Raw genomic sequence first — 25,369 nt, 5'->3', positions numbered from 1 at the left:
TGGAGGATAGTCTGGCCCAGAAAAGCGCCGACACGCAAGCCGCGGGGAAATATGACAGGCATTTGACGTGTCGACCTCATTCACCCCGGGCAGCTCGTTCGCCAGTTAGGCAAACCTAAGTCGAGAGCTGGATCACAAAGTGCAATCATGGGCACATGATGAGGCTTGACCATGTTTCTTATGCTTGTGGGCCCGACGGACTGGCAGCGACCGCTGCCCGGATCGGCGAGACCCTTGGACTTGATTCTGTGAAAGGTGGCATACACCCGCGCTTTGGTACGCGCAACGTGATTTTCCCGCTGCAGAATGATCAGTACCTGGAAGTGGTCGAAGTCCTGAACCACCCGGCGTCCGACAAGGCGCCGTTCGGGCAGGCCGTTCGCGCCCGCTCCGAAATGGGCGGGGGCTGGATGGGCTGGTGCGTCGCCGTTGACGACCTGGCCCCGTTCGAGGAACGCTTGGGCCGCGAGTCGGTCCCCGGCAACCGCAAGTTCCCCGATGGACAGGAACTGACGTGGCGCCAGATCGGCATCCACGGGCTGATTGCCGACCCGCAGGTTCCCTACATGCTGCGCTGGGACGACGGAACGGCCGACCTGCACCCCTCCAAGGCCCTGGCCGGCAAGGGAAGCATCTCGGCGATCAGCATCGCCGGTTCCCGCGACCGCGTCCGTGAATGGCTCGGCTCTCCCGAGCAGTCACCGCTCGGCAACGTCGAGGTCGATTGGCAGGCCCCCAGCGGCACGCCGGGCATCCTCTCGGTCACCTTCGACACCCCGTCCGGTCCGGTCACGCTCTAGGCATTCCATTACGCAACAAGGGGCTGCCCACGCCATTGCGCGTGGGCAGCCCCCTACTTTGTTCCGCGCTCCGTTACGGGGTCCCTTCAGGATCGCCCAGTCCGTCACTCCAGTTGCCTGGCATCGCTTGGCGAAGAGCCCGGCGGGCTTTTGCCTTCAGCGGCCCATCCGCCCTGGCCGTGCTGACCGGAACCGAGCACGCTTGGCTACGGGGCCACGGGCTGCAGCTGAGCGAAGTTAGTACTCGATCACCGATGTGAACGATGTTAGTGTTCGGTCATGACGAATGTGCTGGCTTGGATCGCACAATCTGGCGTTGTACAAGGCGTGATCATCGGGGCCTTTTGCGCCTTCTTGACGACGATTTTTATCTTGAATGCAGCAGCCAGAAACATCACCACGACAGTCAACGGCTGGAGTTCCATTCCACTTTGCGGCAAGCCCGAAAATGGGATCCTCGTGCGGGCCGCATGCGCTAAAGCCTTACCTGTCGTGAATGTTCTTGAAGAGGCTGCCTATTGGGTCGCCACAGTGGATGGATCCGGGCTCAAGCTCAACGGAAAATTTGAGTACGTCATCCATATTCCGGCCCGCCAATTCCCGCCACATGATGCCTTCTGGTCCCTGACTCCGACCGATATCGTCGGATACATGGTCTCCGGCGCGTCCCCCCGCCCTGATGTGAGCGACCGGTCCCACCTTTTAGGGAATGCCGACGGCTCAACAGATATTTATCTCCAGCAGTCGGCGCCGAAGGAACACGAACAGAACTGGCTCCCGATCCCAGCCGGAACCTTCAAGCTGATGCTTCGGGTCTACCTGCCCGGCCCGGCAATTCTAGATGGCAGCTACAGCCCGCCCCCGGCAGTGAGGGCACAGCAACGATGAATCACCTTATTTTGAAATATGGAGCTCCCCTGACACTGCTGGTCTTGGCGATTTTCGCCTGGGTGATTTACCGGCGGATTTCGCTCGGATGGAGCGAGCTCATGCCCCTCGCGGTGGCTGCGGTCCTCGTGTGGGCGCTCGGCGTCCCGGCCTTCATTTACTTCTGGCCGCGCATGATCGTTAGCGGCTATAAAAGGGCCCTCCTCAAAAGGGGGTTCGGTGGCGGTCCGATCCCCGTCAACACCCTGTACGCGGTGCCCGAGACTGCTTCGCCCACGGCCCCGGGCGTGGGCTTGATGGCAACCGGGTCCACCGACCTGCTCTATATCGGTGGCTGGCTCGACCTGAGGAAAGGCCCTCAAATCCTGCATACTCCTGACATGGATGGCCGCTACTACAGCGTGCAATTTACTGGACCCTCGGACAGTGCAAATTTTGCCTACGTCGGCACACGCACGACGGGAACGGGCGCCGGCGACTACGTACTCAGTGGACCGGGCTGGAGGGGCACGATGCCCCCAGGCATGAACCACATAGCAGCGCCGACCGAGTCGGCGCTTGTCATCGGCCGAGTCTTCGTCGAGAGCGACGCCGATCTTCCGGCCGCTTACGCGCTGGCGAAGCAAATCCGGCTCGAACCGCTCGAACGGTAACGGTGCCCTCCTCGGACCGCATTGCCGGGTTCTTGGCACAAATGACAGCGATCTGCACACAGGCACCGGGCATCCTTCGTCCGGGCAGCCATCGGGGATCCATCGGATCCAATCATGCGGGAAACAAGAATGCCGGCAACAGCGGGGCTTGGGGCACCAAGCTATCGGAAGCAGCAGCCCGCCACGGCATCTACGGCGTCCTCGTCCGGCGAGCCCCTTGCCTGCCCCTGAAACCCCATGAAGCCGTTGACCTGCCGGTCGACCAGGGCTTTGCTGCCCGGCGAGTCCACCACGGCCGATATTCCAGCCGGTTCAGGACCGTGGATGTCGTTGCGGAGTAACCCGGAAGCTTCCGCTGCACCGGAAAAGGCATCGTGCCGGTCTTCCTCTGGTCATTCCCCGTCCCCCGTTTGGCCCCGACGCTGACGCGAGAGTAAAGGAAACCCACCGCGTCGCGCGGCAGCAGGAACCTTCGGGACCCGCGCGGACAGATCACCTGAGGCAGGTGGATGTGTGGCAGGAACCTCCGAGGACGCTGGCGGCCGTCTTCCCGGAGGATGGCTGATGCCATCACGCCCGGAAGGCAGCTGTCCGCTTGGGCATCACACCAGGAGGACTCCTGCATCAGGTTTTCGAGGCAGCCACGGCTTGAACCGCATCGCGGCGACGCGCCGTGCAGTGGCAGTCCGACGAACCGTTTACTTCCCGAAGCCGACGAACCCGCTAATCAACGCAAAGCCGACAAAGCCGGTGACATCCAGCAGCGCGTGCGCAATGACCAGCGGCATGACCCGGCCTTTCTTTTCATAGAACCAGCCAAAGACCAGCCCCATGGCCACGTTGCCGAAGAACGGTCCGATCCCTTGGTAGAGGTGGTAGCTGCCGCGCAGCAGGGCGCTGGAAAGCAGGATCTGCCAGCGGCCCCAGCCCAGGGCCCGCAGCCGCTCGAAAAGATAGCCCACCACGATGACTTCCTCGAGGATGCCATGGCGGATCCCGGAAAGCACCAGCACCGGGATCGTCCACCAGTACGGATCCAGCGCCGCCGGGACCAGGATCGTGGTCAGCCCCAGGGTCCGGCCCAGTGCGTAGACCCCGAGCGTGCCCAGCCCCATGGCCACGAACAGCCCGGCCCCCCAGCCGGCATCGCGCCCGGGCCGGCGCCGATCGAAGCCCAGGCGCCGGAACGGGTTCCCGCCGGGCAGCCGCCACAGCAGGTAGAACACCAAAGCTACCGGGACCAGGTCGAAGAAGATGTCCAGCAGCTGGTAGGTCAGGTCGAATCCGGGGCGCGGGCTGAGCGGGGTGTTCAACGCCGTGGTCTGGCCCGAGAGCGGCCCCAAGGTGAGCTTGTTGATCAGGCTCACGATCGAATAGACGCCGGACTGGCCCAGCGACAGCCCCAGGACCAGCAGCAGCTCGATGGCCAGCGCCGTGCGCGCCGAGGGGCGGGCTCCGATCGCCGGGGGCGCGGGTGAGGAGGCGTCGCTGGGTGGGGGTATGCGGCTCATGTTCCCGATCCTAACGGCCGGCACCCGCAGATGGGCGCCGCCCCGCAACGAAACGGCCGCCGGCGTCGGCCCGGTGTGTGGGGACGATGCCGGCGGCCGGAAGGTTCCAGTCGCTGGGCGCTGGTTAGTTCAGGGCCGCGATGGCCGCGTCGTAGTCCGGTTCGGTGGTGATTTCCGGGACGACCTGGGCGTGCACGACTGAGCCGCTCTCATCGAGCACCACGACGGCGCGGGCCAGCAGGCCGCGCAGCGGTCCCTCGGCCTGGGTCAGGCCGTAGACGGCGCCGAAGTCCGAGCGGAAGCTGGAGGCCGGAACCACGTTTTGCAGGCCCTCGGCACCGCAGAAGCGGCCCAGTGCGAAGGGGAGGTCGGCGGAAGCACAGACCACCGTGGTGTTCTCCAGTCCGGCTGCCAGCTCGTTGAAGCGGCGCACCGAGGCGGCGCAGGTGCCGGTGTCGACGCTCGGGAAGATGTTCAGCACGACGCGGCGTCCCGCCAGCGCCGTGCTGCTGACATCGCCCAGGTCCGCGCCGGTCAGCGTGAAGGAAGGGGCGGTGGTGCCGAGGGCGGGAAGTTCGCCGACGGTCTGGACGGGGGTGCCTTTGAATGCGGTGATAGCCATGCATATCTGTCTATCACGACTGCACCCCCGAGCACGAAGCGGCGCCCCCGATGTGAACCGGGAGCGCCGCGTGGCTGGTGCAGTGACGTGTGTCCCTAGAGCGAGCCGGCCACCAATGCGCCGGCGCGGAAGACCGGGCCGGACATGTTCATGCCCGGACGGTAGGCCAGGTGCGCAATGGACGGTGCGTTCAGCAGCTGCAGGTCGGCGCGCTTGCCAACCTCCAGCGAACCGACCAAATCCTGCACGCCCAGGGCCAGGGCGCCGCCGTAGGTGGCTGCCGTGACGGCTTCCTCGATGCTCAGCTTCATCTGCAGCACGGCGGTGGAGACGCAGAATGCCATCGAGGAGGTGTAGCTGGTGCCCGGGTTGCAGTTCGATGCCAGCGCTATCTGCACGCCGGCGTCGATCAGCTCCCGGCCCGGGGCCAACGGCTGCCGGGTGGACAGGTCGCAGGCCGGCAGGCAGGTGGCCACGGTGCCCGGCGTTCCGGTGCGCGTTACAGCGTCCCAGCTCTTCCAGGAACCGGCCAGCGCGGTGATGTCCGAGGCGTCGATGTGGTTCACGTGGTCCACCGAAGCGGCACCGAACTCCACGGCGAGCTTGGTCCCGGGGCCGGGGTTCAGCTGGTTGCCGTGCACGCGCAGGCCAAGGCCCGCCTCGCGCGCGGCAGTGAGCACCTGGCGGGACTGGGCCTCGTTGAAGGCTCCCTGTTCGCAGAACACGTCGGCGAACTGCACGTACGGCAGCACGCGCGTGAGCATCTCCCCGCAGACCAGGTCCGTGTACTCCTGCGCATCCATGCCCGCCGGAACCAGGTGCGCACCCAGGTAGGTGACCCGGTCCACCACCGTGGAGGCGATCCGCGCGTGGCGGGCCTCCTCCTCGACGCTCAGACCGTATCCGGTCTTCGTCTCGATGAAGGTGGTGCCGTTGGCCAGCGCCTCGGCGACCCGGCCCATGACCAGGCGGGTCAGTTCGTAATCCGATGCCGCGGTGGTGGCCGCAGTGGTCACCGCGATGCCGCCGGCCGCGTAGTCCTGACCGGCCATGCGGGCCACGAATTCGCGGCTGCGGTCCCCGGCGAAAACCAGGTGCGAGTGCGAGTCGACCCAGCCCGGCAGGGCGGCGCGCCCCCCGGCGTCAAGTACCGTGTCCGCGGCCGGGGCATCGGTGGCGGCACCGAGCCAGGCAATGGTTTCACCCTCGAAGAGGATCGCGGCGTCGGTGATGATGCCGGCGGCGGCGTCGGAGGTGAACAGCTCCGAGATATTGGTGATCAGCGTGGTGCTCATGAAAACTCCCCGTGTTCGGCGAGGAACGCGGCGAACAGTGCTGCCGGGTCCCCCAATGTCGTGTGAATGCCGTCCTTCGCGACGAGCACCCCGTTGATGTGCACCTCGGCGATGTCCGCCGCCGTGGCGGTCAGCGGCAGCTGCGCGGCACGCGAACCGATGGTGCGCATCGTGTCGGCGCGGACCACCAGGTGGTCCTCGTTCTCGGCCAGGCCCAGCGAGCGCAGGCCGCCGGCGCGGGCCGCGGCGGCGATTTCCGTGGGGCTGAAGCGCCCGCGGACCCCGCTGCGCAGCCGTTCCCCATGTTCCAGCGCGCGCTGTTCCAGGTACGGGTCCACCACCGCGTGCTGGTCGGTGCCCAGGCTGATGACGGCCCCGGCGTCCGCAAGCTCGCGGGCCGGGCCGATGCCGTCGCCGAGGTCGGCCTCGGTGGTCGGGCACATCACGATGCCGGCGCCCGCCGCACCCAGCGCCGCAATGTCCGCCTCGCTCAGGTGCGTGGCGTGCACGGCCGAGAGCCGGGCCCCCAGCAGTCCGGCCCGTTCCAGCAGCCCGGTCGGACTCAGTCCGTACGCGGCCAGGCAGGCCTCGTTTTCGGCGGGCTGCTCGGACAGGTGCACGTGCAGCGGCAGCGTCGGGTCAAGCCCGGCAGCTATCTGTGCGAGCGCCTCCGGGGAGACGGCGCGGACCGAGTGGATGGCCGCCCCCAGGCTCACCAGTCCCTCGCCCGCGTCCTCCTGCGCCAGCGCGGCGGCCAGCGAGTCGTGGCGGGCCAGCCAGCCGGCGACGTCGCCGTCGGAGAAGCGGACCTGGGTCTCGTTGAGTTCCAGCGCCGCTCCGTCGGCACCCAGTCCGCCCTGCAGGTAGCAGGTGTCCAGCAGCACTAGGCGGATGCCGGCTGCCTTTGCGGCGCGGGCCAGGGCCCGCTCCATGGCGTGGGTTTCACCGGTTCCGGCGGCACCATAGGGGGTGCCGTCGACATCGTGGTGCAGGTAGTGGAACTCCCCCACCGCGGTCCAGCCGGTGACCGCCATTTCGGCGAACGTCGCCGTGGCCAGCTGCTGGTAGCCGGCCGGGGTCAGGCCCGCCGCTGCGGCATACATCTGGTCGCGCCAGGTCCAGAACGTACCGGCGCCGCCGTCGGCGCCCTCGTGGGTACGACCGCGCAGGATCCGGTGGAACGCATGTGAATGCGCATTGACCGGCCCCGGGACGGTCACGAGGTTCTCGGTGCTCACAGCAGGTCCTCCAAGACGTCGGCCAGGGCCAGCACCCCGGCGTGGGCATCGTCGTTTTCGACGTATTCCTCCGGCGAATGGCTGATGCCCGAGGGGTTGCGCACGTAGAGCATCCCGGTGGGGACCTCGGAGGCGAGCACCCCGGCGTCGTGGCCGGCGCCGGTGGGCAGCAGCGGCGCGTCGGCGACGGTGCGGCGCACCGAGACCGACAGTGCCTTGGCCAGCGCCGGGTCGAAGTGAACCGTGTTGGAGAAGGACTCCTCGGTCAGCAACACGGAGCATCCCTCCAGGGCCGCGATCCGCTGCGCCTGGCCGTGGATCTTCTCGACCAGCATCGCGGTGATCGCGTCGTCCGGGTGGCGCACGTCCAGCCAGAGGTCCACGCGCGAGGCGATGACGTTCGTGCCGCCGGGCACCGGCTCCAGCCGGCCCACCGTGGCCCGCGCATTGTCCTGCGCGGCACCGGTCTGGCGCACCGCCACCACGCACTGCGCGGCGGCGAGCATCGGGTCGGAGCGGTCGGACATCAGCGTAGTGCCGGCGTGGTTGCCTTGGCCGGTGAAGCTCAGCTTCCAGCGGCCGTGGCCCAGGATGGTGTCGCCCACTGCCAGCGCCGGACCGCGGCCCGCCGCGTCGGTGAACGCCTCGGAGTTCAGGCCCTTGCCCTGCTCCACGTGCAGCTCGATGAAGTCGCCGATCAACCCCAGCGTCGACTCGTCGCGGCCGAAGCCCGCCGGGTCCATGCCGTTGGCCTTGGCCACGTCGGCGAACGTGTTGCCGGCCGCGTCGCGCAGGTTCAGCGCACGCACCGGGTCGATGGCGCCGGTGAGCAGGCGCGAGCCCAGGCAGGCCACGCCGAAGCGCGAGCCCTCCTCCTCGGGGAAGACCGAGATGGCCATGGCGCGGTTGCGCAGAAGAGCACCGGAGGCCTCGCGGGCGGCGAGCACGTCATAGGCCGCCAGCGAGCTGGCCACGCCCAGCGGGCCGTCGAACGCGCCGCCGCCGGGAACCGAGTCCAGGTGCGATCCGGTGACCAGCGCGCCGCGGCGCGATGCTGCGACGTCCGTGGCGCCGGGCAGGTCCCACCAGGCCCAGATGATGCCGTTGGCATCGGTGGAGACCTCCAGGCCGCGGGTGGTCGCCTCGGCGATGAACCATTCGCGCAGGCTCAGCTCGGCGTCCGAGTACACGGCACGGGAGTAGCCCCCGCGCTTCTGGTCGCGGCCGACGTCGGCGATGGCCGCCAGCAGTGAATTAACTGTTGATGTTTGCACGCTCATTGTCCTAGTTGCCCACCATCAGGAAGGCGATCGGGGTGGTGATCAGCAGGGTCAGCGCGACGCGCTGGGCCCAGATGACGAACAGCTGCCAGACCTTGACCGGAATCCGGGTGGCCAGGATGCAGGGCACCAGGGCGGAGAAGAAGATGATCGCCGACACGCAAACCACGGCGATGACCAGGCGCAGCTGCTCCGATTCGTGCCCGGCGACCACGGTGGCCGGCAGGAACATCTCGGCGATGCCGACGGCCGAGGCCTTGGCTGCGAGCATCGGGTCAGGCAGGCCTACGGCCCAGGTGATCGGCAGGAAGATGAATCCAAGCCAGTCGAAGACCGGGGTGAAGCGGGCCAGCAGCAGGCCGATCAGGCCGACCGAGAGGATCGAGGGCAGGATCGCCATCGACATCAGCAGCCCGTCCTTGAAGTTGACCCAGACGTTGGCGCCCAGCTTCGGTGCGGTGCTCAGCATGCCCATGGCCTCGCCCCAGGCGGTGGCGAACCGGCGCGAAGTGACCTTCTCCTCCGGCTGCGCGGTGGCAGCCGGGAAGTACTCGTCTTCGACCCGGCTCAGCGGCGGGATCCGCACCACGATGGCGGTGACCAGGAACGTCACGCCGAAGGTGAGGAAGAAGTAGGGAAGCCAGAGGTGCATGATATCCAGCGTCTTGGCCACGATCAGCATGAAGGTGACCGAGACGGTGGAGAAGCCGGTGGCGATGATCGCCGATTCGCGGCCGGTGTAGCGGCCGGACTGGTACATCCGGTCGGTGATCAGCAGGCCCAGCGAGTAGCTGCCCACGAACGACGCCACGGCGTCGATGGCGGAGCGGCCGGGGGTGCGCCAGATCGGTCGCATGACCGGCTGCACGAGCACCCCGACGAATTCCATGAGTCCGTAGCCCACGAGCAGGGCCAGGAAGACGGCACCCACGGGCACTATCATTCCCACCGGAACCACCAGCTTGTTGAACAGGAACGGTCCGAGGTCCGGTTCGAAGAGCAGTGCCGGTCCCACGTTGAACACCATCATGGTGCCCGTTGCCAGGCCCAGGATGTTCAGGAACGCGAACAGCGTCTTGATCCGCGACTCACGCCAACGCCCGGAGGCGAAGGGGAAGATCGTTCCAGCCAGGATCAGCCCGAGGATCAGGTACTTGACCACCGGGCCCAGTGCCGTGGTGATCGCGCTGACCAGGTGGTCCAGCGGGATGGTCTCTTTCCCGCCGATGTTGATGGGGATGAAGAACATGAAGATCCCGATCAGGCTGTAGACGAAGAATCGCCACAACCCCTTGGTCTTCTCGGCCGTCTTGGCCGGTTCAATGAGTGTTCCGAGAGTGCCGTCCATAGTGTGGTGCGCCCTACTTTGCCATCGGGATGCGAACGCCGCGCTCGGCAGCCACATCCACGGCACGCTGGTAACCGGCATCCACGTGGCGGATCACGCCCATGCCCGGGTCGTTGGTCAGCAGCGCCTCGAGCTTGGCCGCTGCCAGCTCGGTGCCGTCGGCCAGCGAGACCTGCCCGGCGTGGATGGAACGGCCGATGCCGACACCGCCGCCGTGGTGGATCGAGACCCAGGTGGCACCGGAGCTGGTGGCGGTCAGGGCGTTGAGCAGCGGCCAGTCGGCGATGGCGTCCGAACCGTCGGCCATGGCCTCGGTCTCGCGGTACGGGGAGGCCACCGAACCGGAGTCCAGGTGGTCGCGGCCGATCACGATCGGCGCCGAAACCTTGCCCTCGGCGACGAGCTGGTTGAACAGCAGTCCGGCCTTCTGGCGTTCGCCGTAGCCGAGCCAGCAGATGCGTGCCGGCAGGCCCTCGAATTCGACGTGCTCCTGGGCTGCATCCAACCAGCGGTGCAGGTGCTCGTTCTCCGGGAACAGGTTCTTCAGTGCCTCGTCGGTGACGCGGATGTCTTCCGGGTCCCCTGAAAGCGCCACCCAGCGGAACGGGCCCAGGCCCTCGCAGAACAGCGGGCGGATGTAGGCCGGGACGAAGCCCGGGAATTCGAAGGCGCGGTCGTAGCCGCCCTTGCGGGCCTCGTCGCGGATCGAGTTGCCGTAGTCGAAGACCTCGGCGCCGATGTCCTGGAACTCGACCATGGCCTTCACGTGTGCGGCCATGGCAGCCTGTGCCTTGAGGGTGAAGCCGGCTTCGTCGGTCTTGGCCTCGGCGTCCCAGTTCTCGACGGTGAATTCAACCGGCAGGTAGGACAGCGGGTCGTGCGCGGAGGTCTGGTCGGTGACGATGTCGATGTCGATCTGCCCGGCCTTCTGGCGGCGCAGCAGTTCCGGGAAGACCTCGGCGGCGTTGCCGACGTAGCCCACGGACAGGGCGCGCTTCTCGTTCTTGGCGGCGGTGACCTTGGCGATCGCTGCGTCCAGGTCCAGCTCGACGTCGTCCAGGTAGCGCTTGCCCAGGCGGCGGCGCAGGCGTTCCTCGGACACGTCGATGATCAGGCAGGCGCCGCCGTTGAGGGTAACGGCCAGCGGCTGGGCGCCGCCCATGCCGCCGCAGCCGCCGGTGAGGGTCAACGTACCGGCAAGGGTGCCGCCGTAGCGCTTTTCGCCGATGGCGGCGAAGGTCTCGTAGGTGCCCTGCAGGATGCCCTGGGTACCGATGTAGATCCAGGAACCGGCGGTCATCTGGCCGTACATCATCAGGCCCTCGGCCTCGAGCTTGCGGAACTCGGGCCAGGTGGCCCAGTCGCCGACCAGGTTCGAGTTGGCGATGAGCACGCGCGGTGCCCACTTGTTGGTGCGGAACACGCCGACCGGCTTTCCGGACTGGACCAGCAGGGTCTCGTCCTCTTCCAGGTCGGTCAGGGTCTTGATGATCGCGTCGTAGGCTTCCCAGGAGCGGGCCGCGCGGCCGGTGCCGCCGTAGACGACCAGGTCCTCGGGGCGCTCGGCGACCTCGGGGTCCAGGTTGTTCATCAGCATGCGCAGCGGCGCCTCGGTCTGCCAGCTCTTGGCCGTCAGCGTGGTGCCGCGCGGCGAACGGATGACGCGGGAGGGATCATGTTGGGTAAAGCTCATGGCTGGTTCTCCTGTTGGTAGGCGGTCAAGATGCGGTCGGCCTCGGCTGTGACGAGACAGCCGATGGCACTGACCTTTTCGGGGGTCATGCGGTAACTGGGGGCGACCACGCTGAGCGCGGCGATGACGCGCCGGCCCGAGATGCTCCCGTCGGGAGCATGCATGGTCACCGTGATGGGTGCTGCGATGGCCGTGACGTCGGCTTCGACGCCGCGGTCCACCACCGCGTACCCGCAGACGGGTGTGTTGCCTGTCAGGACGGCGCCAGAGGCGCTTCCCTTCAGCGGGACCGTACGTCCAACCCACGAGGAATGGCGCACCGAGTGGGTGCCCTCGCGCATGGCGATGTACAGGCCCTGGTCGGCCCCCGCCCCGTGGTTGGCCTTGACATTGAGGTAGGCCGATTCACCGGTGGCTTCCACGAGTCGGGCCAGGCCCGGCTCGGCAAGCGAAATGATCGACTCGTGGCTCAGCGCCTGGGCTCCGAGCTGCACGATGCGCAGCCCGGGCCGGTAGGCCCCGTCCTCGTCCTTGCGGACGAACCCGGTGGATTCCAGCGTGCGCAGCAGTCGCAGCGCCGTCGAAGCCGAGAGCTCGGTGCCCCGTGCCGCGTCGGCCAGTGACAACGAGCCGGCGTCGCAGACCGAGCCCAGCAACTGCAGGGCCCGTTCTACTGTCCGGGTCGAGGGTTCTGCCACTTTTCACTCCTGGGTGGATGTGCTTCACTTACGTGTCGTTTTTCATGACGCGGGGTTGCCCTTTGGGCTTCACTGCGTTTCACTTATTGAAACGTGTATTTCACCACATGGCAAGCTCCGGGTTTTCGGAGCACTCACAAAAGGACAAAACATGACCTCCATCGTCAGCGTTTCAACCGGAGCCCTCAGCCCCGCCGACGTCGTCAACGTCGCACGCCACCTGGCCCCGATCGAGCTCTCGGCCGCATCGCTGGCAGCCATGGCCGAATCCCGCGCCGTCATTGACGCGCTGGTCAACGACACCATCCCGCACTATGGCGTTTCCACCGGCTTCGGCGCGCTGGCCACCAAGCAGATCCCGATCGAGCTGCGCACCCAGCTGCAGCGCTCGTTGATCCGCTCGCACGCCGCTTCCTCCGGCACCGAGGTCGACCGCGAGGTCATCCGCGGCCTGATGCTCAACCGCCTCTCCACCATGGCAACCGGCCGCACCGGCGTTCGCCCCGTGGTCGCACAGACCTACGCCGCGTTGCTGAACGCCGCCATCACCCCCGTCGTCGGCGAATACGGCTCACTGGGCTGCTCCGGTGACCTCGCCCCGCTCTCGCACTGCGCCTTGGCAGTCATGGGTGAGGGCAAGGTCCGCAATGCGGACGGCGAACTGGTCGATGCCGCCGTGGCCCTGGCCGCCGCCGGCATCGAACCGGTAGTGCTGGCCGAGAAGGAAGGCCTGGCGCTGATCAACGGCACCGACGGCATGCTGGGCATGCTGCTGATGGCCTCCTCGGACCTGCGCAAGCTGGTCAGCATCGCCGACCTTTCCGCCGCCATGAGCGTCGAGGGCCTGCTGGGCACCGACGATGTCTTCGCGCCGGACCTGCACACGCTGCGCCCGCACCCGGGCCAGATGGCCGCGGCCGCCAACATGCGCACCGTGCTTGCCGGCTCCCCGCTACTGGCCGAGCAGAAGGCCGGCGCCCACCAGTTCACCCGCGTGCAGGACGCCTACTCGCTGCGTTGCGCCCCGCAGGTCCATGGCGCCGTGCGCGCCACCTTGGCCCATGCCGAATCGGTTGCCTCCATCGAACTGGCCTCGGCCATCGACAACCCCGTGGTCACCCCCGATGGCCGTGTCGAATCCAACGGCAACTTCCACGGCGCCCCGATGGGCTACGTCTTGGACTTCCTGGCCATCGCCGTCGCCGACCTGGCCTCGATCTCCGAGCGTCGCACCGACCGCTTCCTGGACACCGCCCGCAGCCACGGCCTGAACGCCTTCCTGGCCGATGATCCGGGAGTCGACTCCGGGCACATGATCGCCCAGTACACCGCCGCCGGCATCGTCTCCGAGCTCAAGCGCCTGGCCGTTCCGGCCTCGGTGGATTCCATCCCGTCTTCGGCCATGCAGGAGGACCACGTCTCCATGGGCTGGCACGCAGGCCTCAAGCTGCGCAAGGCCGTCGATGGCCTGGCCCGCGTGCTGGCCATCGAACTGCTCACCAGCGCCCGCGCACTGGACATGCGTGACGGCGGACTTGCCAGCACCAAGTCCTCTGCGGTGATCACTGCAGTGCGCGAATCCATCCGCACCAAGGTCGAAGGCCCGGGCACCGACCGGTACATCGCCCCCGAAATCGAGGCAGTGTTCCAGCTGATCAGCGACGGCTCCATCCTCGCTGCGGCCAACTCGGCCCTCGACGCCCCGCTCGTCTAGCACCCACACCACCACCTAGGATCGGTTCATGAACACCCTTTCGAACCAGCCACTGACACCCGGCTCCGTGATCGCCTATTCCGACCTGCCCGCTGCAAAGTGGCGCAACGGGGGCGGCACCACCCGGCAGATCCTTTCCGGGAAGCTGTCGATGGCCGGCGCGCCCGAAACGGTGACCGGGGACGACTGGGACTGGCGGCTGAGCATCGCCGATGTCGACACGGCGGGCGATTTCTCCGCCTTCACCGGCATGACCCGGATCCTGACGGTCATCGAGGGCGAACTGCTGGCGATGAAAATCGACGGGCAGGAAAAGCAGCTGGAGCGCTTCCGGCCACTGCGCTTCGACGGCGGTTCGGCCACCAGCGCGACGCTGCCGACCGGGCCGATCCGGGACCTGAACCTGATCGCCCGCACCGGCACCGTCACGGGCCACGTGGCCATCGTCGAGCTGTCCAAGAAGCACCCGCAGCACCTCTTCGGGGGCCAGTTCGGCGTCCTGCTCCAGGGCAAGGCCACGCTGAACACGGCCGACGGCACGCAAGCGGAGCTGGGCCGGCTCGATACCGTAGTGGGCGGGGAGCAGGAAACCCCCACCATCAGCGGTCGGGGTTTCCTCGCCGTGGTGTCACTGGACCCGGCGTAATCCGGGATCGCACGCGATAGCGGCGGGTACGGCGGCAGGAAATTACTTCCCGGCTGCCGCACCCGCCTTTTCGTCGTCCCCGCGAAAACGGTGCAGTGATGCCCGGCGGCGTCCGGCGGAAGGCCCTGGGTTTTGCTGATCGTCCCGGCAGTGGACAGCGGCCAGAAGGGCTTCGATAGCCCGGCTGATACCGCCAACCCCGAGCTGCCAACCGGCCACGGCCCCCCCTTCACGACTCCGCTGGAGTGGCCCCTGCCTGCGGCACAATGCGAACCGCTGGCAAATCCGGAAAGCAAGAAGGCTGAGCGGGCCTGGGGACATCGAGAATATCGGCTACACCAACGACACCCCCACCGATTTACCGCTCACCTGTATGGATGTCCGTGGTGATGACTCTACTCACCGGTATTTCCGCACCTGAAAGCGAGAATTCCACGTCATCACAGCCCGCCATTTAGCGGTGGAACCTGTTTTTGGAAAATCACCGCATGGACCGCCTCGGCTGTTCTGGCCGCCGGGGTACTCCTGGGCGCATCGGTTCCGGTTCCGGCTCAGGCCGCGGCGAAGACCATTTACACCCCATGCACCATCGACCACTCAGGCAAGAAGCTGAAGATCACCGGCACCTCCAAGCTCAAGGGCCTCGGTCTCCGATACCTCAGCGTGGATTCTCCCGTGACTGACCCGGCGTTTGCCTTCACTAAGGATTTCCCGAGGTTGACTTGGTTGTTCACGGGTCCGACCAAGGTCAGTACCGTGGCGGACATCGCCCCGCTCCCTCGGCTGTCCTCATTATTATTCTCGACAAATAAGGCCCTTTCGCTCAAGAAACCAGCAGGCAGCAAACAGCTTGCCGACCTTCAAATGAATGTCGGGGGCGCTAAAGCCGATTTCGCCTCCATCGCCACGCTGCCAAAACTGAGCAGCCTCAACATATTCGGAACGACCGGGCTGGCCCCCCCCGCTGCCCTAGCCAAATCCACGTCGCTAAAAAGTGTCCGCATGAGCCTTCTCATCGAGAAGAAGTTCGCCAAGGGACAGCCCTACAAGGCCCCGGCATATTGGCAACGATGTACGGCATGCCGCACGTCGTTGCCAGCCTCGGCTGGCCGTCCACAGTCGGAGCCACCGGCACGGTCACGTCCAACGGTACGGGCTACACGTCGCCCATGAGCAGCAGGAGCACCAAAATCGGTCGCCTCAAGATCACCAACACCGTGTCGATCTCGTTGTCCACCTCGGGCAAGATGAGCTTCCACCCTCCGGTTGCCTCAACCACGTCCGCCCGCAAAGGGCAGTTGATCAAGGTCAAGAAAACCGCCAAGAACGAATCCACCGCTTGGAACCAAGTCATTTCCAAGTGCAGCTACCAGTGGCAGCGCGGCACCAAGAACATCAAGGACGCAACAAAGCTCACCTACAGGACCACCAGTGCCGATGTCGGAAAGACGCTGCAGCTGAAGACTACCTGCAGCCCTGATTCCTTCTTCACGAAGGAGCCCGGCATCACGAGCAACACCAAGTACTCGGGTGCTGTGAAGATCCGTGAGTTAGAAATCGCGCCAATAGGCGCCCAGTCCGAGACCAACAACCGACCCCCGCCACGTCATTAACCAACCCCGCGACGTCATTAACGAAAAGCAGGCACGGCTCCGTGTTAAACATGTTTTCGACCAAGAAAATATGCGATCCAGGAGAACCGTGCCTGCCCTTCCATCATTCCTCATCGAACCCCTCTGGACCCAATTCCAGGCCCTGATCCCACCCGTTGAAGACCACCACCCCCTGGGCTGCCACCGCCCCCGCATCCCGGACAGGCTCGTCTTCGACAAGCTCATCCAGGTCCTCGTCCTCGGGGCCTCCTACGAGAAAATCTCCGACACCACCTGCTCCGCCACCACCATCCGACGACGCCGCGACGAATGGATCCACGCCGGGATCTTTGAACACCTCGAACAAATCGCCCTGGAATCCTACGACCGGATCGTGGGCATCGACTTCGAAGACCTCGCCGTGGACGGGTGCATCGTCAAGGCCCCCTGCGGCGGCGAAGCCGCCGGCCGATCCCCGGTAGACCGCGGCAAACAAGGAACCAAACGCTCCCTCCTGGTCGATGGCAAAGGCATCCCGCTGGGCACCGTGGTGGCACCGGCGAACCGGCACGACTCCCCGCTACTACGCCCCACCCTGGAACGGCTCTCCCGCTTCGGATTCCACCTGCCACCAAAGATCACCGTGCACCTGGATGCCGGCTACGACTCGACCACGACCCGGGACCTGCTCGAGGAACTCGGCTGCGCGGGCGAGGTCGCCACCAAAGGCATCCCCTCACCGATCCAGGTCGGCAAACGGTGGGTGGTGGAACGCACCAACTCCTGGCACAACCGCGGATTCCGCAAACTGGCGATCTGCACCGAACGACGCACCACCGTCATCAACGCGTTCATCGCTTTGGCGAACAGTGTCATCGTGATCCGCCGACTCATCCGCGAAGCCTGGCTGACCCACCGCTGGGATGCCCGACCCCTCCGCTGCCCCTGAGCCTATTGGCGCAATTTCTTAGCTTGGCATTTAACCTTTGTAGTGGGCCAGCCCGACGGGCTGGGTCACGGGTTTGACCCGATTCACGCCGCCTCGGGGACGTCCCGGACCGGCCGTGGAAGCTATCGGCGGGTTCGCCGGGTGGACCGCGTCCCGGCAGGCACGCCGATAGGTCGCCCGGACTCTTCCCGGGGTCAACTTGGACTCTGGAATGGGCTGTTGCCACGGCAAGCGGCACTCAATGGCCATTGGCCGCACCAGCCGCAGCGAGGTGTGCGCCGCGATCACGATCCAGGTCCAGCGGTCTGCCGCATTCGGCTCCCGCAGGTGGGGCCGGGCCCAGCCCAGGTTCTGTTTCAGGAAGCGGAACGTGTGCTCGATATCGAAACGACGCAGGTACATGGACCACCAATGATCCACCTCCCGGACATCGCCGGGGACGGGTTTGGACGCCCACAGCCACATCGGCTTTGGTGGCTGCCCACCGGGCAGGTGTTCGACGTTCAGTCCGATCACCGTGCCTTCGATGAGGGGTGGGGAACCGTGGGAATCCTTGCACCCAGCCCTGGTGTCGATCTTTTGGTGCATCCGCTCGAACGCGACCGTGCTCACGGCTCCGTACCGCTCCAGTTCCTGGACCGAACGGTGCACAGGGTCCGGGTGTGTGGCCGGATCGCGCAGAGCCAGCTTGGCTCCGTGGCGCGGCGGCCGGCCCTTGGTCGGTCCGCGGCGTGCCCCGGCCGGGGCGTAGAACACCCGGTCCGAACGCAACCGGGCCACCAGCACCACCGGCAGGTCTTGGAGCAGCCAAGCCAGACGGGTCACGTCGTAGCCGGCATCCATGACCACCAAGACCTCGGGATCTGTGCTCTGTTGCTGCCCGGTGGCGCTCAACCGGTCAACGACGCTCCGGAGCTGATCTGCGGTGATCGCGGTCGCGTCATCGGCCGGGCGCAGCCGCACCACGTCCAGCAGTGCGGTCCAGGAGGTGGCGCCGGATTCCAGTGCGGCCACGAAAGAATAAGGCCACCCCGGAACCATTTGCGCTTGCCCGTTGCGGGCGTAGGTGTGGCAGAACGCGCGCCCGGGGCTGCATCCGGCGTCCGGGCGCAGCCAGTTCGACACGTCCACCGCGAGCACGATCCTCTTCCGGCCGTCCGGGCCCGGGATCTTGGGCACGGGCAGCGCCCCGATGAGGGTTTTCAGTGCCGCGTGGTTGATGTTCCCGGAGTTCACCGCGTCATACAGGGCCCCGTGGCCGCGGTGGTGCTCGGGTTCCAGGGACAGGTGGGCCAGGTCGGTGACTTTCCCCTGGGTACACAGCAATGCATCAGTGAGTTCGAAGAGCGCATCGGCCCTACGGGTGAGGCAGCGGTAGTAGCTTTGCCGGAACGCATCGAATTGCTGCTCGGGGCAGGAGGCTTGCGATTCACCGGAACATTCATGCATACTCATCGCCACGGCCCTCGGTCCTTTTGCTGTCTTGTTGGTACCAAACAGCATGAGAAACGAGGGCCGCTTATCGTGTCATGACACGCCGATTGAGGCGCGGAAAGTCAACAGACTTTCCGCCAGAGGTTAAATAGCAAGCTTAGTTGCCTGCACCTTTCGCCATCAGTGGGTGCACCGGAAACTTTCCTGGCATCCACTCCGTCACCCGGGCCCCACCGGGGCTCCGCGTGACGGAGTCGATCGTTGCATATCGGGCGGTTCGCCTTCGACCGTCCGATGGCAGAAATCGGTCAGCCACTGCTTTCTCCGCGCCAAACGATGCGCGGCTCAACGAGACGATACCCGAATCCCGAACCCCGGGGCAGCGTTCAGGCAGTGCTGAAATCCGGTCCGGGCTCGGGCAACCAGTGGGGGACGGTCAGCCGGCACCTGCCCCTCCCCCGCGGGCATCGGAGAGGTATTTGGCGCCCTCGACCGGGTCCTGCTGAAGGAAGCGGACATCGTGCAGCCCGATGCCGGCCAAAGAAGCGCGCAATCGAGTCCGGTAGGCCCGCTGGTGCATGCCCAGCCCTCCCCCGATGACCACTGGCCCGCCGAATCCCAGCATCCCGGTGACATCGGCGGCCATCGAGCGCACATGTGCCACGGCGTCGGAGACGATGGCCGCGGCCGCCGGGTCACCGCCGGCGAGCGCCTCGAAGACCAGCGGCGACTGCCCTGCCCAATGATGCCTATCGGGGTTCTCGTGGAAAAGCGCTATCAGGTCGACCGGGGATGCGGCGTTGTTTGCCGCCAGCACCCGTCGGGCCAGGTCTCCGGGCGCTTGGCCGCGGTCGTGGGCACGCAGCGTGTGCCGCACTGCCTCGCGGGCCATCCAGTAGCCGCTGGCCTCGTCGCCGAGCACGTAGCCCCAGCCGCCGGCCCGCGCCTCCCTGCCCTCCGGATTGATGCCCCAGACGGCCGACCCGGTCCCCAGAATCACCGCGACACCCGTATCGACCCCGGCGGCGGCCAGGATCAGCCGGGTGTCGTGGACAATGACGATGTCGGCGCCGGGCGCGTGTGCGGCGATCAGCGCGCGCAACGCGGCGGCGTCGGCCTCGGTATCCATCCCGCCCGAGCCGGCAACGACCCGGTCGATGGGACCGGAATCCAGTGCGGCGAACACCTCCGCCAGGTTCCTTTCGGCCAGCTCGATGCTAACGCCCTGCACGTTGGCACTGCCTGCACGGGCCCGGGCCACCGGCGCATCCCCGGCCCAGAGCATGGCATCTGTCTTGCTCCCGCCGATGTCCAGGCCGACCAGCCGGCGTCTCAGTGCTTGGTTGGTGCGGCTCATCATCCTCTTTCCGCCGGAGGTGGCCGGCCCTCGGCCCACCGGGACGTCGGCGGCAACTGCCCCGGCTAGGCTCATTATTGCATCGGATGGGCTAGGATCGGGCGTGGATCCAGCCCGGAAACCAGAGGGCCCGATGCGTCACGGCGACCGGCACCCGAAGGCCGCCGCCACGCCCCCGCATAGCTTTGAGAGAGGCCGTCTCATGCACGACGACATCCCCCTGACAGTAGGACGCGTCACCCGGGTCCTGAGTGAACGCATCACCCCCGCCATCCATTCGCTGGCCCAACCCCTGGACGTCGGCTGGCATGAACTTCCGGGCGAACCGGTATCCCCCGCCGATGCACTGGGCCGCGACTACGCGCCCTACACGGTCGGCACCCCCTGGGGCGCCGCCTGGGGAACCACCTGGTTCAAGATAAGCGGCACGGTGCCCGCACAGTGGGCCGGCAAGCGCGTCGAAGCCCTGATCGATCTGGGTTTCAACGCCAACCTGCCTGGATTCCAATGCGAGGGCCTGGTCTACCGGCCCGACGGAACCACGGTGAAGTCGATCAACCCACGCAACCAGTGGATCCCGGTGGCGGACGTGGCGGCCGGCGGCGAGCCGGTCGAGTACTTCATCGAAGCGGCTGCCAACCCGGTGCTGCTTCAGGAGCACCCGTTCCTGCCCACCACCGAGGGCGACATCCTCACCTCCTCCCCGCGCAAGATCTACGCCACCGGCCGGATGGACCTGGCCGTCTTCGAACCCGAGGTGCACGAACTGGCGCTGGACCTGCGGGTGCTGCTCGAACTCCAGGGGCAGCTGCCCGATGGCCCACGCAAGATGCGCATCCTGCAGGCCATGGACGACGCGCTGGACCGCCTGGACCTGCAGGACATCGCGCAGACTGCGCCCGAGGCCCGCGCCCAGCTGGCCGGGGTGCTGTCGAAGCGGGCCGATGCGAGCGCGCACCGGCTCTCGGCCATCGGGCACGCCCACATCGATTCGGCCTGGCTCTGGCCGGTGCGCGAGACCATCCGCAAGGTCGCGCGGACCTGCTCCTCCATGGTGGAACTGATCGGCTACGACGAGGATTTCCTCTACGGGATGTCCAGCGCCCAGCAATACGCCTGGCTCAAGGAGCACCGCCCCGAGGTCTATTCCCGGGTCAAGGAGGCCGTAGCGGCGGGCCGCTTCCTGCCGCTGGGCGGCATGTGGGTCGAATCGGACACGGTGATGCCATCGGGCGAGGCACTGGTGCGCCAGTTCCACTACGGCCAGCAGTTCTTCCGCGAGGAATTCGGGATCACCTGCGCCGGGGTCTGGCTACCGGACTCCTTCGGCTACTCCCCCGCGCTGCCGCAGCTGATGCGGCGGGCCGGCTTTGAATGGTTCTTCACGCAGAAGATCTCCTGGAACCAGCTGAACAAGTTCCCGCACCATACCTTCGACTGGGAGGGCATCGACGGGTCGCGCATCTTCAGCCACTTCCCCTCGATGGACACCTACAACGGGCAGCTTTCCGGCGAGGAGGTCGCGAAGGCCTCGCGCCAGTTCCGCGAATCGCGGCACGCTTCGGGTTCCATCGCGCCGGTCGGCTGGGGCGATGGCGGCGGCGGCACCACCCGCGAGATGACCGGGACGGCGCGGCGCCTGGCCGACCTCGAGGGCAGCGCCACCGTGGCCTGGGAACACCCCGACGCCTTCTTCGAGCGGACTCGGGCCGAACTGCCGAACCCGCCGGTCTGGGTGGGCGAGCTCTACCTGGAGCTGCACCGCGCCACGCTGACTTCCCAGCACCGCACCAAGGCCGGCAACCGCCGCACCGAGCAGCTGCTGGTGGAGGCGGAGCTGTGGTGCGCCACCGCCGCCGTGCGCACCGGATGCGGCTACCCGCACGATGAGCTCGACACCCTGTGGAAGACGGTGTTGCTGCACCAGTTCCACGACATCCTGCCCGGCACCTCCATCGCCTGGGTACACCGCGAGGTGGTCGCCGCATACGAACGGGTCACCGCCGAGGTGAACGGGATCATCGCCGCGGCGCAGCAGGCATTGGTCGGCAACGGGGACACCGCGATCCGGCTCAACGGCGCCGCCTTCACCCGTTCGGGCATCGCCACCGGCTCCGGCATGCCGGTGGCCGAGCTGGCGCCGGTGGCCGACGCCGTGAGTGCCACCGAGACAGCCGATGGCATCGTACTGTCAAACGCATTGGTGACCGTGGTGATCGACGCGCGGGGACTGATCACCTCGGCGCTGGATCACGGAACCGGGCGCGAAACCATTGCGCCGGGCCACGCGGCGAACCTGCTGCAGCTGCACCAGGACTTCCCGAACATGTGGGACGCCTGGGACGTGGACAAGTACTACAGGAACCAGGTCACCGATTTGGTCGAGCTGGATTCGATGACCCTGTCCACCGATGCCGACGGGGCTGCCCGCGTGATGATCGAGCGCTCCTTCTCCGCCTCGCGCGTGCGCCAGGAGCTGGTGCTGGCGCCGGGCTCGCGCACGCTGCTGATCGAGCAGGTCACCGACTGGCACGAGAGGGAGAAGTTCCTGAAGGTCGCGTTCCCCTTCGACATCCGCGCCGAGCACGTGATCGCCGAAACCCAGTTCGGCTACCACCAGCGGGTCACCCACGTGAACACCAGCTGGGAGGCGGCGAAGTTCGAGACCTCGATGCACCGCTTCGTGCTGGCCGCCGAGCCGGGCTTCGGTGCGGCGCTGATCAACGATTCGAGCTACGGTTTCGATGTCACCCGCGATTCGACGGCGGCCGGGGTGATGACCAACGTGCGCCTGTCGCTGCTGCGTGCCCCGCGCTTCCCGGATCCCGAAACAGACCAGGGCGTGCAGGCCCACTCCTACGGGCTGGTCATCGGCGCGGACATCGACTCCGCCACGCGGGCCGGCGCGCTGTTGAACAGCGCGGCGACCACATTGCCCGGGGACCATGGCTTCGCACCACTGGTTTCATTGGAAGGTACGGGCCTGGTGCTCTCTGCGGTAAAGCTGGCCGCAGACCGCTCCGGGGACCTGGTGGTGCGCCTCTACGAGTCCCTCGGCCGCCGCGCCACCGGCTCGCTCGCCGTCCACCATCCGGTCACCGGCGCCCGGGCCATCACCCTGCTGGAGGATGGCCTTCCGGGCGATGCCGGAGCCCTCGAGCTGGCCGGGAAGCTCGGACAGTCCGGGAGTCTTGAACAGACGGGAAGTCCAATGGAGCTGTCGCTGGGCGCGTTCGAGGTACGCACGCTGCGCTTCACCTTGGCGGGTTGAGCACGGCAGGCCGCCTTCCAGGGGCGGCCCGCCAGGGGTATGCGCCGGCTAGCGGCTGGCGACGAACGCCCGCACGCAGGCCTCCACGTCCTGGGCCGAGTGCGCCGCCGAGAGCTGCACGCGGATGCGGGCGGCACCGCGCGGTACCACCGGGAAGCTGAACGCCGTGACGAACACGCCGTTCTCCAGCATCCGCGCGGCAACCTCCGCCGCCTTGAGCGCGTCGCCGAACATCACCGGGACGATGGCGTGTTCGCCATCGAGCAGCTCAAACCCCTCCTCGGCCATCCGGCGGCGGAACAGGGCTGCGTTGTCGAAGAGCTTCGTGCGCAGCTCGCCGGACCCCTCGATGAGTTCCAGGGCCTTGAGCGTGGCGGCGACGATGGCCGGGGCCAGGGAGTTGGAGAACAGGTACGGCCGGGCCTTCTGGCGCAGCATCGCGACGATTTCCCCACGCCCGGCGACGTAGCCGCCCGATGCCCCGCCCAGGGCCTTGCCGAACGTGCCGGTGTAGATGTCCACGCGCCCGGAGACCCCGGCGTGCTCCGGTGTGCCGGCGCCGGTGGCGCCCATGAAGCCCACGGCATGGGAGTCATCGACCATCACCAGCGCGCCGTACGCGTCAGCCAGGTCGCAGATCGCCGCCAGCGGGGCCAGGTAGCCGTCCATCGAGAACACGCCGTCGGTGACGATGATGGTGCGCCGGGCACCGGCCCCCTCGTTCAGCGCCGCGGCGGCCTTGAGCTGGGTCTCCAGGTCCGCCATGTCCTGGTTGGCGTAGCGGAAGCGGGCTGCCTTGGACAGCCGGATCCCGTCGATGATCGAGGCGTGGTTCAGCGCGTCGGAAATGATCGCGTCGCCGGCACCGAAGAGCGACTCGAACACACCGCCGTTGGCGTCGAAGCAGCTGGAGAACAAAATGGTGTCCTCGGTGCCCAGGAAGCGCGATACGGCAGCCTCCAGTTCCAGGTGCAGGTCCTGGGTGCCGCAGATGAAGCGGACCGAGGCCATGCCGAAGCCGCGGGTGTCCATGGCCTCCTTCGCGGCGGCGATGATCCGCACATCGTCGGCCAGGCCCAAGTAGTTGTTGGCGCAGAAGTTCAGCACCGGCTTCGGCGCATCGCCGATGGCCCCGGCGCTAATCCGGGGCGACTGCGCCGAGTCGATGTGGCGTTCGGCCTTGAACAGCCCGGCGTCGCGCAATTCATCGAGCTCGGTGGCGAGCTCGTCCTTCATCGTGGTGTACATGCTTTTCTCCTACGGGGTCCTGATGGTTCTGGTGGTGGGGCCGGTGGCCGTCCCGGCCTGCGGGAAGCCGTTCGCGGCTGCTAGATCGAGGTCCAGTCGAGCACTACCTTGCCACCGTGCCCGGAGGCTGCGGCGGCGAACCCGGCTTCCCATTCGCTGGCCGGCAACAAGTCGGTGACCACCGAGGCGACGTGTTCGCGCAGCACCGGGTTGGAGGTGAGCATCGCACTCATCGCGTACCAGGTCTCGAACATCTCGCGGCCGTAGATGCCCTTGAGCGTAAGCATGTGCGTGACGACCTTGCCCCAGTTGATGTCGATGGAGCTGGTGGGCAGCCCCAGCATGGCGATGCGCCCACCGTGGTTCATGTTCTCGATCATTTCCGGCAGCGCTGTGGCGTGGCCGGACATTTCCATGCCGATGTCGAAGCCCTCGACCATGGCCAGGTCCTTCTGGGCGTCGCGGATCCGGGTCCTGGACACGTCGATGGCCAGGTCGGCGCCGATGCCGCGGGCCAGTTCCAGGCGCTGTTCGGAAATGTCGGTGATGGCGATCTTCCGGGCCCCGGCATGCCGGGCCACGGCGATGGCCATCAGCCCGATCGGACCGGCACCGGTGATCAGCACGTCCTCGCCGACCAGCGGGAAGGACAGCGCCGTGTGTACTGCATTGCCGAACGGGTCGAAAATGGCACCCAGGGCGGGGGTGATCGATTCGTCGCGGTGCACCCAGACGTTGACCTCGGGAATCACGACGTATTCGGCGAAGGCGCCATCGCGCTGCACGCCGACGGAAACCGTATTGATGCACATCTGCCGGCGTCCGGCCCGGCAGTTGCGGCACATCCCGCAGACCACGTGGCCCTCGCCGGAGACCCGGTCACCGACCTTGACGTCGTGCACCTGGGCACCGACCTCGACGATTTCGCCGTAGAACTCGTGCCCGGGAATCATCGGCGCCTTGATCATCGCCTTCGCCGCCTCGTCGTAGGCCAGGATGTGCAGATCGGTACCGCAAATGCCGGTGGTCATGACCCGGATCTTGACCTCGCGGGAGCCGGTGGCGGGCTCCGGGCGCTCGACCAGTTCGAGTCCGGCATGGGGTCCGGACTTGTACAGTGCCTTCATCATCG

Annotated in this window: 20 protein-coding genes; 8 read left to right on the top strand and 12 right to left on the bottom strand. The window is 66.8% G+C overall.

Annotated elements, in window-relative coordinates:
- Window positions 1-155: 155 nt before the first annotated feature.
- The 3 genes from E9229_RS11070 to E9229_RS11060 all read left to right on the top strand — a co-directional run bounded on the left by E9229_RS11070 (window position 156) and on the right by E9229_RS11060 (window position 2,341).
- Window positions 156-800: a VOC family protein gene (locus tag E9229_RS11070; protein ID WP_183511274.1), complete on the top strand. Its 645-nt coding sequence runs from the start codon at window positions 156-158 to the stop codon at window positions 798-800.
- Between the two features lie 279 nt (window positions 801-1,079).
- Window positions 1,080-1,688 carry a DUF1214 domain-containing protein gene (locus E9229_RS11065; protein ID WP_183511273.1) on the top strand — a complete coding sequence of 203 codons (609 nt, stop codon included), beginning with the start codon at window positions 1,080-1,082 and terminating at the stop codon, window positions 1,686-1,688.
- Complete coding sequence (locus E9229_RS11060; RefSeq protein ID WP_221184437.1) at window positions 1,685-2,341, top strand: DUF1254 domain-containing protein; 657 nt, start codon at window positions 1,685-1,687, stop codon at window positions 2,339-2,341. The genes E9229_RS11065 and E9229_RS11060 overlap by 4 nt, the downstream gene beginning before the upstream one ends.
- Before the next feature lie 698 nt (window positions 2,342-3,039).
- Here the strand turns inward: E9229_RS11060 and E9229_RS11055 are convergent.
- From E9229_RS11055 to E9229_RS11020, 8 genes are all read right to left on the bottom strand, one after another.
- Window positions 3,040-3,852 carry a CPBP family intramembrane glutamic endopeptidase gene (locus tag E9229_RS11055; RefSeq protein ID WP_183511272.1) on the bottom strand — a complete coding sequence of 271 codons (813 nt, stop codon included), beginning with the start codon at window positions 3,850-3,852 and terminating at the stop codon, window positions 3,040-3,042.
- A gap of 124 nt (window positions 3,853-3,976) precedes the next feature.
- A complete protein-coding gene (tpx, locus tag E9229_RS11050) occupies window positions 3,977-4,474 on the bottom strand; it encodes a thiol peroxidase (protein ID WP_183511270.1) in 498 nt (165 codons plus the stop codon).
- 95 nt (window positions 4,475-4,569) lie between these two features.
- Window positions 4,570-5,769, bottom strand: a complete 1,200-nt coding sequence (hutI, locus tag E9229_RS11045; RefSeq protein WP_183511269.1) for an imidazolonepropionase — start codon at window positions 5,767-5,769, stop codon at window positions 4,570-4,572.
- The gene (locus tag E9229_RS11040; RefSeq protein WP_183511268.1) at window positions 5,766-7,007 is read right to left on the bottom strand and encodes a formimidoylglutamate deiminase; all 1,242 of its coding nucleotides are present in this window, start codon (window positions 7,005-7,007) and stop codon (window positions 5,766-5,768) included. Before E9229_RS11040 ends, hutI begins: the two co-directional genes overlap by 4 nt.
- A complete protein-coding gene (locus tag E9229_RS11035; RefSeq protein WP_407671335.1) occupies window positions 7,004-8,281 on the bottom strand; it encodes an allantoate amidohydrolase in 1,278 nt (425 codons plus the stop codon). Before E9229_RS11035 ends, E9229_RS11040 begins: the two co-directional genes overlap by 4 nt.
- A gap of 10 nt (window positions 8,282-8,291) precedes the next feature.
- The gene (locus tag E9229_RS11030; protein ID WP_183511265.1) at window positions 8,292-9,635 is read right to left on the bottom strand and encodes a YjiH family protein; all 1,344 of its coding nucleotides are present in this window, start codon (window positions 9,633-9,635) and stop codon (window positions 8,292-8,294) included.
- Between the two features lie 13 nt (window positions 9,636-9,648).
- Complete coding sequence (gene hutU / locus E9229_RS11025) at window positions 9,649-11,328, bottom strand: urocanate hydratase (protein ID WP_183511264.1); 1,680 nt, start codon at window positions 11,326-11,328, stop codon at window positions 9,649-9,651.
- Window positions 11,325-12,026 carry an IclR family transcriptional regulator gene (locus E9229_RS11020; RefSeq protein ID WP_183511263.1) on the bottom strand — a complete coding sequence of 234 codons (702 nt, stop codon included), beginning with the start codon at window positions 12,024-12,026 and terminating at the stop codon, window positions 11,325-11,327. Before E9229_RS11020 ends, hutU begins: the two co-directional genes overlap by 4 nt.
- 151 nt (window positions 12,027-12,177) lie before the next feature.
- Here E9229_RS11020 and hutH point away from each other — a divergent pair, with 151 nt between their 5' ends.
- The 4 genes from hutH to E9229_RS11000 all read left to right on the top strand — a co-directional run bounded on the left by hutH (window position 12,178) and on the right by E9229_RS11000 (window position 16,927).
- Window positions 12,178-13,740 carry a histidine ammonia-lyase gene (hutH, locus tag E9229_RS11015; protein ID WP_183511262.1) on the top strand — a complete coding sequence of 521 codons (1,563 nt, stop codon included), beginning with the start codon at window positions 12,178-12,180 and terminating at the stop codon, window positions 13,738-13,740.
- A 28-nt stretch (window positions 13,741-13,768) separates the two neighbouring features.
- Window positions 13,769-14,386 carry a HutD/Ves family protein gene (locus tag E9229_RS11010; protein WP_183511261.1) on the top strand — a complete coding sequence of 206 codons (618 nt, stop codon included), beginning with the start codon at window positions 13,769-13,771 and terminating at the stop codon, window positions 14,384-14,386.
- Between the two features lie 1,070 nt (window positions 14,387-15,456).
- Entirely contained in the window at window positions 15,457-15,999 is a 543-nt protein-coding gene (locus tag E9229_RS11005) for a hypothetical protein (RefSeq protein WP_221184436.1), read from the top strand.
- Between the two features lie 88 nt (window positions 16,000-16,087).
- Complete coding sequence (locus E9229_RS11000) at window positions 16,088-16,927, top strand: IS5 family transposase (protein ID WP_183511259.1); 840 nt, start codon at window positions 16,088-16,090, stop codon at window positions 16,925-16,927.
- 30 nt (window positions 16,928-16,957) lie between these two features.
- Here the strand turns inward: E9229_RS11000 and E9229_RS10995 are convergent, their stop codons facing one another.
- Together E9229_RS10995 and E9229_RS10990 are read right to left on the bottom strand one after the other, a co-directional pair.
- Window positions 16,958-18,382, bottom strand: a complete 1,425-nt coding sequence (locus E9229_RS10995) for an NF041680 family putative transposase (protein ID WP_221184324.1) — start codon at window positions 18,380-18,382, stop codon at window positions 16,958-16,960.
- Window positions 18,383-18,797: 415 nt separating this feature from the next.
- Entirely contained in the window at window positions 18,798-19,718 is a 921-nt protein-coding gene (locus E9229_RS10990) for an N-acetylglucosamine kinase (protein WP_183512013.1), read from the bottom strand.
- 202 nt (window positions 19,719-19,920) lie between these two features.
- Between E9229_RS10990 and E9229_RS10985 the strand changes: the two genes are divergently transcribed.
- Window positions 19,921-22,989 (top strand): alpha-mannosidase, encoded by a 3,069-nt coding sequence (locus E9229_RS10985; protein WP_183511257.1) that lies wholly within the window; start codon window positions 19,921-19,923, stop codon window positions 22,987-22,989.
- Between the two features lie 48 nt (window positions 22,990-23,037).
- Here E9229_RS10985 and E9229_RS10980 read toward each other — a convergent pair whose 3' ends face one another.
- Together E9229_RS10980 and tdh are read right to left on the bottom strand one after the other, a co-directional pair.
- Entirely contained in the window at window positions 23,038-24,237 is a 1,200-nt protein-coding gene (locus tag E9229_RS10980; RefSeq protein WP_183511256.1) for a glycine C-acetyltransferase, read from the bottom strand.
- A gap of 80 nt (window positions 24,238-24,317) precedes the next feature.
- The gene (gene tdh / locus E9229_RS10975; RefSeq protein WP_183512012.1) at window positions 24,318-25,364 is read right to left on the bottom strand and encodes an L-threonine 3-dehydrogenase; all 1,047 of its coding nucleotides are present in this window, start codon (window positions 25,362-25,364) and stop codon (window positions 24,318-24,320) included.
- Window positions 25,365-25,369: the final 5 nt, after the last annotated feature.

The sequence above is a fragment of the Paeniglutamicibacter cryotolerans genome, assembly GCF_014190875.1.
Classification (GTDB): domain Bacteria; phylum Actinomycetota; class Actinomycetes; order Actinomycetales; family Micrococcaceae; genus Paeniglutamicibacter; species Paeniglutamicibacter cryotolerans.
This window is presented reverse-complemented; position numbering and strand designations above follow the sequence as displayed.

Coding starts and splice junctions, on each gene's coding strand:
- E9229_RS11070 (WP_183511274.1), top strand. CDS start 156: ATGATGAGGCTTGACCATGTTTCTTATGCTTGTGGGCCCGACGGACTG.
- E9229_RS11065 (WP_183511273.1), top strand. CDS start 1,080: ATGACGAATGTGCTGGCTTGGATCGCACAATCTGGCGTTGTACAAGGC.
- E9229_RS11060 (WP_221184437.1), top strand. CDS start 1,685: ATGAATCACCTTATTTTGAAATATGGAGCTCCCCTGACACTGCTGGTC.
- E9229_RS11055 (WP_183511272.1), bottom strand. CDS start 3,852: ATGAGCCGCATACCCCCACCCAGCGACGCCTCCTCACCCGCGCCCCCG.
- tpx (WP_183511270.1), bottom strand. CDS start 4,474: ATGGCTATCACCGCATTCAAAGGCACCCCCGTCCAGACCGTCGGCGAA.
- hutI (WP_183511269.1), bottom strand. CDS start 5,769: ATGAGCACCACGCTGATCACCAATATCTCGGAGCTGTTCACCTCCGAC.
- E9229_RS11030 (WP_183511265.1), bottom strand. CDS start 9,635: ATGGACGGCACTCTCGGAACACTCATTGAACCGGCCAAGACGGCCGAG.
- hutU (WP_183511264.1), bottom strand. CDS start 11,328: ATGAGCTTTACCCAACATGATCCCTCCCGCGTCATCCGTTCGCCGCGC.
- hutH (WP_183511262.1), top strand. CDS start 12,178: ATGACCTCCATCGTCAGCGTTTCAACCGGAGCCCTCAGCCCCGCCGAC.
- E9229_RS11010 (WP_183511261.1), top strand. CDS start 13,769: ATGAACACCCTTTCGAACCAGCCACTGACACCCGGCTCCGTGATCGCC.
- E9229_RS11005 (WP_221184436.1), top strand. CDS start 15,457: ATGTACGGCATGCCGCACGTCGTTGCCAGCCTCGGCTGGCCGTCCACA.
- E9229_RS10995 (WP_221184324.1), bottom strand. CDS start 18,382: ATGAGTATGCATGAATGTTCCGGTGAATCGCAAGCCTCCTGCCCCGAG.
- E9229_RS10990 (WP_183512013.1), bottom strand. CDS start 19,718: ATGAGCCGCACCAACCAAGCACTGAGACGCCGGCTGGTCGGCCTGGAC.
- E9229_RS10985 (WP_183511257.1), top strand. CDS start 19,921: ATGCACGACGACATCCCCCTGACAGTAGGACGCGTCACCCGGGTCCTG.
- E9229_RS10980 (WP_183511256.1), bottom strand. CDS start 24,237: ATGTACACCACGATGAAGGACGAGCTCGCCACCGAGCTCGATGAATTG.
- tdh (WP_183512012.1), bottom strand. CDS start 25,364: ATGAAGGCACTGTACAAGTCCGGACCCCATGCCGGACTCGAACTGGTC.